General features: G+C 44.2%; 4 protein-coding genes and 4 pseudogenes. 5 read left to right on the forward strand and 3 right to left on the reverse strand.

Annotation, left to right across the window (positions count from 1 at the left end; translation table 11 throughout):
- Window positions 1–262: 262 nt before the first annotated feature.
- Window positions 263–3805: a hypothetical protein gene (locus Q0R35_RS00750; protein ID WP_295613461.1), complete on the forward strand. Its 3543-nt coding sequence runs from the start codon at window positions 263–265 to the stop codon at window positions 3803–3805.
- 279 nt (window positions 3806–4084) lie between these two features.
- On the opposite strand, the gene Q0R35_RS00755 is transcribed toward Q0R35_RS00750, so the two are convergent.
- Complete coding sequence (locus Q0R35_RS00755; RefSeq protein ID WP_295613465.1) at window positions 4085–4831, reverse strand: site-specific integrase; 747 nt, start codon at window positions 4829–4831, stop codon at window positions 4085–4087.
- A gap of 58 nt (window positions 4832–4889) precedes the next feature.
- On the opposite strand from Q0R35_RS00755, the pseudogene Q0R35_RS00760 reads away from it, so the two are divergent.
- The 3 genes and pseudogenes from Q0R35_RS00760 to Q0R35_RS00765 form a co-directional block, all read left to right on the forward strand.
- Window positions 4890–5051: pseudogene (locus Q0R35_RS00760) on the forward strand (zinc ribbon domain-containing protein); the annotation flags it as partial.
- A gap of 48 nt (window positions 5052–5099) precedes the next feature.
- Entirely contained in the window at window positions 5100–5240 is a 141-nt protein-coding gene (locus tag Q0R35_RS19460; RefSeq protein WP_366944791.1) for a DUF4158 domain-containing protein, read from the forward strand.
- Window positions 5241–5247: 7 nt separating this feature from the next.
- Window positions 5248–5703, forward strand: coding sequence for a DUF4158 domain-containing protein (locus tag Q0R35_RS00765; protein WP_295613468.1), 456 nt, complete (start codon window positions 5248–5250; stop codon window positions 5701–5703).
- Between the two features lie 19 nt (window positions 5704–5722).
- Here Q0R35_RS00765 and Q0R35_RS00770 read toward each other — a convergent pair.
- A pseudogene (locus Q0R35_RS00770) lies at window positions 5723–6238 on the reverse strand (Tn3 family transposase); the annotation flags it as partial.
- A gap of 148 nt (window positions 6239–6386) precedes the next feature.
- Between Q0R35_RS00770 and Q0R35_RS00775 the strand changes: the two are divergent.
- Window positions 6387–7594 (forward strand): annotated as a pseudogene (locus tag Q0R35_RS00775) (ISAs1 family transposase).
- 486 nt (window positions 7595–8080) lie between these two features.
- On the opposite strand, the pseudogene Q0R35_RS00780 reads toward Q0R35_RS00775, so the two are convergent.
- Window positions 8081–8413: pseudogene (locus tag Q0R35_RS00780) on the reverse strand (site-specific integrase); the annotation flags it as partial.
- Window positions 8414–8523: the final 110 nt, after the last annotated feature.

The following is an 8523-nucleotide window of genomic DNA, read 5'->3' on the forward strand; positions in this document are numbered from 1 at the left end:
CCCCCCTTTATAAGGGGGGGTTGGGGGGGTAAGCCACCTCGAAACGGAGCAACAGCCGACTTGTGTAGACGTAGCTTTTTACGGGGGATTCAAATGTACGATCGAGTCCAAAAAACCTTTTCAGACATCCTCTTAGACACAATTAAAGGCTAAGTTTTATGGCTATGTTAGTTGTAATTTTCAAGAACTTGCTCCCAGAATCGATCGCGGCATTGGTAATTCTCTGGATGGGATCGAGCGCTTCGATCCTCCGAACATCTGTTTGCTATTTATCGCTTGTTCTATTATCCTCAGATTTGCTTGGAATCTAGCGATTTTAATTCATGGATTCGGACACGTTTTGTTGACATCGATCGTCGATCGCGACCCGGCATCGATCGATACATCAAATATTCTCGAACATCGAAACATATCCGACATATTTAGGTCTTTAATTCCTGCCCATCCGATCTTTATACCCTTAGTCCGAGATGACGTTCTGTGGGTGGCTGCTGGAAAAACGACTCCGATCGCAATCCGCATCAAAGCTGTAGGAGGCATTTTATTTAATGTAATTGCGGTAAAATTAGTCTCGATCGCCCTACCGTTTGCTAATTATTTGAGTGTCGATCGCTCTTCAGACGAATTTATTATTCAGTTTGTAATTAATGCTTCGATCGGTGCCAATTTAGTGGCGATTTTTAGCTCGCTTTCAGATTTTAGTGCAGCATTTACAGGTGAGGCAACTTGTTTCAATTGTGGCAACTTTGGCTTTGTAGGCAAACGATTGGCAAATGATGGTGCTGCACTGCTACCACCGCGAGTTGTCGAGATTTTTCATAAGATGGGTGGCGAAACTGAAATTCGGGGCGAACAAGCTGGGGGAGGATTAGTTTTTGCCCGCGATGCTCGTGCCGATCGAGTGGTATTTGTCGGCAAAAAAGTTCTCAATCAAAAGCGACGAAATTTGACTCAATCCCTAGAATCAGTTTTTGAGCTGGTGAGACAGCAGGCGATCCAATCTGGTGCCAAGGCTGTGGATAAGGCGATCGTGGGGGTATGGCATTATCGGTATGCAACTAGCAGTCCGCCTGCGATTTTAGAGACTCATTGGCATGAGTGGATGCCAGCGCGAACTGCTGATGTTTGGCGGGTGGAAGATGGCAAGTGGCTGTGCGATCGGCAGACAGTCAACCACCGGATTACTCATAACGGCGACTTTGATGCCTGGATGCTGTTTGGCGAAGCGATCGAGAATGCCGAGCTGGGTTTGTGGCTCGAACGGGTGTTACATACGCCCAATTCGACGCTCGGCGACTCGCCCAAAATTGCGGGGATGATGGATTTATTAATTACGCAGGGGATGTGGGATGCGGCGTTGCGACTGGCGTACCAGCTTGAGGTTGTCAAGTCGATCGAGGAGGCATTCGGCGGGAAAAATCCGAGTCAAGACGCACCGAATACGGCTCCATCCGAACTAGAGATCCAGGAGTGGACGGCGATCGTCGAACGGGTATTTTGCCAACATCAAGCGGCGATCCTCCGTCCCCGTGCCAGTTCGATGTTAGAGCTATCTGCTGGACAGATCGAGCTATTCGAGCGAGATCTCATCCTAGCTCTATGCCAGCATCGCTCGATCGCCCGCTGGACTGTCGCGGAGCGCGCTGCTTTTGTCAAGACTGCCGTATACGTATTTTTTCACAACAATATCTATCAAGCGACGAAAGTATTTATGTCGCGTGCCACAGGTAGCTTCGGGCTGGTAACGGCTTCGACGCTCAACGAAGCGAGTCTGGTACTCAGTGCGTGGGGACAACCGATCTCGACAGGATTCAATGTCTCTGATGATTACATGGTCTATGCTTCCGAACCAGCCGCCGTGGATGCGGTGTTGGCGGATATTCCCCGCTCCTATCGCTTAGATTTAGACCAAAAAACGGGTGAAATTGCCTGGGTGAGTGTCAATCGAATTACAATTTATTCGATGGCAGCAGATCGCGAATTGCGTGGCGCGGAATTAGAACAGCGGTGGATTCCACTTCAGGGCAATCCCTATATTTTGCCCCCGTCCAAAAGTGCTAAAGATCCGGTCGCACATGACATTAGCGAAATTCCACAGGTGCTAGCCGCGATCGCCGAATCCTGGCGCGATCGCGATTCATTCAATCGTCAAAGTGCGAATTATTTAGCCGAATTACTGATTGAAAAAGCCAAAAATTGGGATCGCAGGCAGCAAGCAACGATCGATATCAAACTCGATCGTGCGCCACCAGATCGATCGGTGGATCTGTTAATTACAGGTGTAGAGAACAGCTTGTGGATCGGCGAACGATTTGCCCAAGACTTAGCTATCCTGTGCCCTGGTTTGAGAATCGAGACGCGCTCTGCCAATCAGGTGCTGCGGAAACTGCAATACGACCCGAACGCGCTGCATTTAGGTTCTACCTCGATCGTTTTAGCCATCAGTCAATCGGGACAGACATTTCCCACGCTGCAAGCCACCCATATATTCGAGCAGCTCCGCCGCGAAGCCGCCATCGGCGAACTGTTTCTGATGACAGGCGAAATTTGCAGCCTGATGGGTACGGCGATCTCACAATACTATTATCCCCAATCGACCTTTAGCCGCCGGATTTTTATCAATGGTAGTGGCCGACGCACGGCAGAACCCAGTACTGTTGCCGCAGCGGCAGCTCAAGCCACGTTAACCGAGTTATTGATATATCTAGCCAAACGCCTCCAAAAACGCTTCCCCGGTCGCGACGGTGCCTTGGGGATGACATTAACCTCGACCGATCTGGTGACTTTAGACCGCATCAAGAAGGATTTTATCGATCGCAGTGTCATCCCGATCGTCGGCACTACAGTCAATGGCGATTCCATCAATTCCCCCACCCACCGTCAGCTCATCCATAACAGTAGCAAATGGGCTTTCCATGTGACCGAAACTCCCACCGCTTGGGCTATCCATGCGCTCTACATCATCATTAGCGTTGGCTTTCAGGCTCCTTTAGTCCAAACTTTAGTCCGATCGATCTTTGGCTTGGCTAATTTATCACTACCTGGCTGGCTACTACCCGCGATCGTCTTAGCAGATATCGCGATTTATATCTTTGGCTCTTGGTTTTGGACACTGGGACTGCGGTATTTCCAGGGTAGACCCCTCCTCGCTCGTACGGGCAAACGCACGCTAATTATTGGCGATGTACCGTGGGTGCATCAATTATTAAAAGTCTACGTCAGCAAGCTATTTTCGCTCAGTTATGGCATCGCCTCATTGGACGTACATGGTGCGAATCCGCAAGACCATATGCTGCATCATTTCGGACATCGGGTAGTCAGAGGCACGTTAGTATTTTTAGGCATCCCCGACGGGCGCACAGATCGACTGCAAAAAGACAATGAAAATGCGGCAATCATGACAGGCAAACAAGCCAGTGGAGTGCGTAATTTCCAAACCGGAGCCGATATTATTGCCCTGGGACACAACCCCACGATTTTCGTTCCGAAAGGCTCCGCCAACGCCAAGCGTGGCTTTGAAGCTGCGATTATTTTACCTGGTGACGCGATTTCGACAAGCGACAGTACCACACTAGCAGAATTACGAGAAGCTCGGTTTGGCTCTTTCGATCGGTTGTTAGCTAGCTATGTATTTTTCTGGTGGTTATCGAAAAAAGTCGCATCTTTTCCTTTGCTTGGGTATCAACATTGGAAATCCCAAAGCCGCACTCGCACTATGACCACCGCTGCGCCAGTCTCGCGAGCGATGCCGAGCGAAACCAGCAGCTCCGCCAGCGAATTACCGCAGCACGTACTTAAAAAGTGACTCGTTCTCAATTAGCAGTAATGGTGAGAGCAATTATGAAAAGAATCTTCTCCACAGAGCAATTAGAACAGTTGTTGGGGGTTGAGTAGCATTGGAGCCAAAAACCGGGTTAAGGATTCTGAATTGCTTGAAACCTACTGTGGAAGCGGGTTTTTGCGTAAGGAGGAAAATCTTTTCACAGTTTACTGACAGATAGTACTATCTATTCTCTATATACTTGTTCTTAAAACCACTCAAAAGTATTGCTGACGATCTCAAAAGTAGATCTTTATCGTTAAATTACTCTCGCTCGGCAGATAGCCGTTCAAATGCTAATTGTGCTACTTGTTCGGCACGTTGCGAAGTAACTTTTGAATATTTTAATGTCGTTTGAATATTTTCATGCCCCATTAATGCTCTGAGTTCTTCAATCCCCATCAAGCCAACCCTCTTCGTTGCAAAAGTGTGTCGAAGATCGTGGAAGCGGATGCCCTGCAATTGAATCTCCGAGCTGACAAGTTTAGTCCAGGATTGATAAGCTGCTTGGTAAGAAAGGCGAGAATGTATGTGAGTAAATGGTTGTTCGGCAGTAAATAGTGCCAAACAATCTAGATGTCTGTAATATTTAATATAGTAATTGAGGCTTTTAGCAGCATCCTCATTATAAAAGCACCATCTAGTTTTATTACCCTTGCCAACAACTTGAAATTTGCGAGCATCGATATTTATCTGAGCTAAATCCAAAGCCAGCACCTCAGCAATCCTCGCACCACTGCTATGTAGCAATTTTACCAGAGCAGACATCCGCGCATCTTCTTTAACAGTTCGATCTAAAATACTCAATTGCTCTGGTATAAGATATCGAATATTTTCATCGGTGGCATGTTCTCCATCTGCACGATTTGGCTTCCGGCGTTTAAGATTAGAGACCGGGTTAGACTGGATATAATCTTGCTCGATAGCGAAGTTGAATAGGGCTGTAATTACAGCTTGATGACGATGGTGAGTGGTATATGAAATATTATTAATTTGGTTGAGATATGCCACTAATAACTGTCGGTCTAAAATATCGATTGACCACCGACCATACTCTTTGAGTAAAATCCCAGATCCGATGTGGACAAATCTGCGGTCAAAATATTGCTTTGCTTGTGCGACGGCTCTGCGGAACCGTTGTATTGATTGTCAGGAGCCGATTTTATCGCTGAAGTTTAAATTTTGTCCGTACTGTGGTGCTGGGTATAAGCAAGTTGGTGGCAATCCCTAACTTCCACAACTTTGATAGTAGCAACTGCTCTTCTCACAAGACATCTAAATGCCAGTTGAATTTTTAACGTCAGAACAGGAAAAATGCTATGGACGCTATGGTGGAGAACCATCTGTCGAACAACTTGAAAAGTATTTTCATCTGGATGATTCCGACTTACAGTTGATTAGAGGACGACGCAGCAATTAAAACCTGTCTGGGATTAGCTTTACAGCTATGTACGGTCAGGTTTTTAGGCACTTTTTTAAGCGACCCCACTGATGTCCCAATTGTCGTCATTAATTACTTGGCAACACAATTGGAGATTACTGATGTGGCCAGTCTGGCTCTGTATCGGACTTCTGAAACAAGATGGGAGCATACTGCTTTAATTCGCCAGCAGTATGGCTACCGAGATTTTAACTCTCAGCCCGAACATTGGCGACTGGTACGCTGGCTGTATCAGCGGGCAACGCTGAGTGCAGAATCGCCAAGTCTGTTGTTCGATCTCGCCACTGCCCGATTGGTACAGCGGAGAATTCTGTTACCTGGCGTTAGCGTTTTAGCCAGACTGGTTGCTAGCGTCCGCGAACGGGCGGCAAATCGGTTGTTTCAAGTCTTATGCCAACTCGGGGTAAAGACGAGATACGCGCAAAAGTTATCACCAGCATAAAGTTTTGTAACAAGTCACCTCAGAACGATAAATTCAACTGCTCTTCCAATGCCGCTGGAATGTTGTCAAGATCGATGAGATAGTCACCAAACCGCTTGATATGACTGGTTAAGTAAGGACTCAGAGCAGCTAAATCTTCCGGCTCCCAGAAGAAACCTTCTTTTTTGAGTTGAAGCAAAACGTCACTGAGATCGACAACATTACGGAAAATCACCGCATTGGCAATCAGATCCCCATACTTAATAATTTTCTCCTGCTGTTCGGGATCGTTACTCGCAATTACCATTTCTCCTCCAAAGAAAAACCACTTGGAAAATCCATTATAAGCTTCGACCTTATTCGTCGTAGCCGTGATTTGTTGCCGCAACTTCTGGTCGGAAATAAACTTTAACAAAAAGATCGTTCTAATCACTCGCCCCAATTCTCTGAATGCTTGATATAGCTTATTCTTACGACTATAATTTCCCAGCTTGCGGAGCAACATATCCGAAGAGATTTGACCAGATTCAATTGAAAGAACCACTTGCATCAAATCTCAGGGTGAACGCACTTAAATTTCCTATTTTTAAAAAGGCTTGTAAAACAAAGATAGATTTGATTTGCTAAAGAGGTAAGACCTGTGCCTATGAATAGCTTTAGCTAATTAATTGTGTTAAATTGATTTTGAACTAATATCATTTCAAATGAAGCTAAAGTCCAAGCATAGCATAGCAGAACAATTTAGCGACATAGAAGACGTTAGAATCGAACGTGGAAAAAAACATAAATTAATAGATATTATCACGATCTCTATTTGTGCTGTAGTATGTGGAGCAGATGGATGGATAGATATAGAAATGTATGGCATCGCTAGAAAGAAATGGTTGGATAAATTTTTAGAACTTCCGAATGGAATACCATCGCATGATACATTTGCTGCTGGACGGGTCTCCCGCCCAGTAGAGTATTTGCACAAATTAATCCTGATGAATTTAACAAGTCTTTCCTAAATTGGATTAAAGGAATAAGTAAAATAACAGCAGGAGAAATAATTGCCTTTGATGGAAAACAATCTCGAAATTCAGGAGATGAAAAAAATGGTCGAGGTGTAATTAACACAGTCAGTGCTTGGGCTGCAAGCAATAGATTAGTATTAGGTCAAAAGAAAGTAGAAGGAAACTCTAATGAAATTACAGCACTGCCAGAGCTGATAAAAATATTAGATTTAGCAGGATGTATCGTCACGATTGCGGATGCGCGCCCGTCGGGTTCCCCGACGCGAAAAGCGCACCAAGCAGATGCAATGGGATGTCAAAGAGAAATAGTTAAAAAAATCGTCGGAAAAGATGCTGATTATGTAATTGCAGTGAAAAAGAATCAACCAAGTTTATATGAACAAATAGAACAGCTATTTAAACAGGCAATTAAAACTAATGGTAAAGACCTCAAAATGAGTGCCTTCAGCACTAAAGAGATAAATAGAGGTAGAGAAGAAATTCGCAATTATCTAATGTTAACAGACGTTGCAGAGCGGATAGATCCATTACAAAAGTGGGAAAAACTAACTAGTGTTGGCATGGTAGAATCAGTTCGAGCTGTGAATGGAAAGACTAGTGTAGAAACTCACTATTTTATTAGTAGCTTATGGAATGATGCCAAGAAATTAGCAGAAGCAATTAGAAGTCATTGGGCGATAGAAAATTCTCTTCATTGGGTACTTGATGTTACTTTTAAAGAAGATAATAGTCGAATCAGGAAAGATAATGCTCCAGCTAACTTCGCAGTTTTAAGACATATAGCCGTTAACATAATCAGTCAGAATAAGAGCCGAAAATTAAGTGTTAGAAGCAAGAGATTTCTTGCAAGTCTAGATGAAGAATATTCAAATGAGCTTTTGGAAGCTATTCTATAATTTATTTTCACCAAACAATCAATCTCAATTTGACTCAAGATGTTTAGTCCAGCTTTATGCTGCACTAAATTGAATTAATACGATCTCTTATTTGATTTTAGTTTCAGTTGATATTGTAGTAATCATAGCTAGTTGATAAGTACTATTAAATTAGCCGTTCTAGTTTTTATCGATCGAAACATACCTCATTTTGGTGCGTTCACCCTGCATCAAATCTGACCAATAAGTTTTAATTAGTTCCCAATTAATTACTCCTTTAAACAGAGAATCAATATGCTGATAAAGGGGTATGACAACGATTCGTGCAAAACTGTATCATAACAGGCTTAAAACCTTTGTGTGGCGGTACTTTCAGAGATCGCCACTTCAAATGGTCGTGAACCGTTTTACTGTTAAGGCTCAGTTTGCATAAGCAGAGTATTCTCAATACTCTATTTTAAATAAAATACAATCTTAAAACAAACAATCAGTCTAGCCAAAGTATACTTATTGAACACCAGTCTGAAGCAGCGTAAAAGCATTTTGTGCTGCGGCTTCTGCTCGCGCAGAAGTAACTTTTTGATAGCGTAAAGTAGTTTGAATATTTTCGTGCCCCATCAGTGCCCGTAACTCTTCAATCCCCATTAACCCAACCCGCTCAGTCGCAAAAGTATGGCGTAGATCGTGAATCCGCACACCTTGAAGTAAGGGTTCTGTCTGAGTAAACTTGTGCCAATAAGTATATACAGTCCGATAGTTCCAACGAGAAACTTGTCCGGTTAAAGGACGTTGAGCTGTAAATAAGGCAGGGCAGTCCTGATGGCGATAATGCCGAAGATATTTGTCCATATCGATCTTCAGCATTTTATGAATACTTTAGAAGTGCATCGTGCGCCACAGCCCCAAGAATCTCTCGCAGAATACGTCCGGCGCGTTCGGACGGGGCTGGG

The organism is Chamaesiphon sp. GL140_3_metabinner_50, assembly GCF_025361915.1.
GTDB lineage: Bacteria > Cyanobacteriota > Cyanobacteriia > Cyanobacteriales > Chamaesiphonaceae > Chamaesiphon.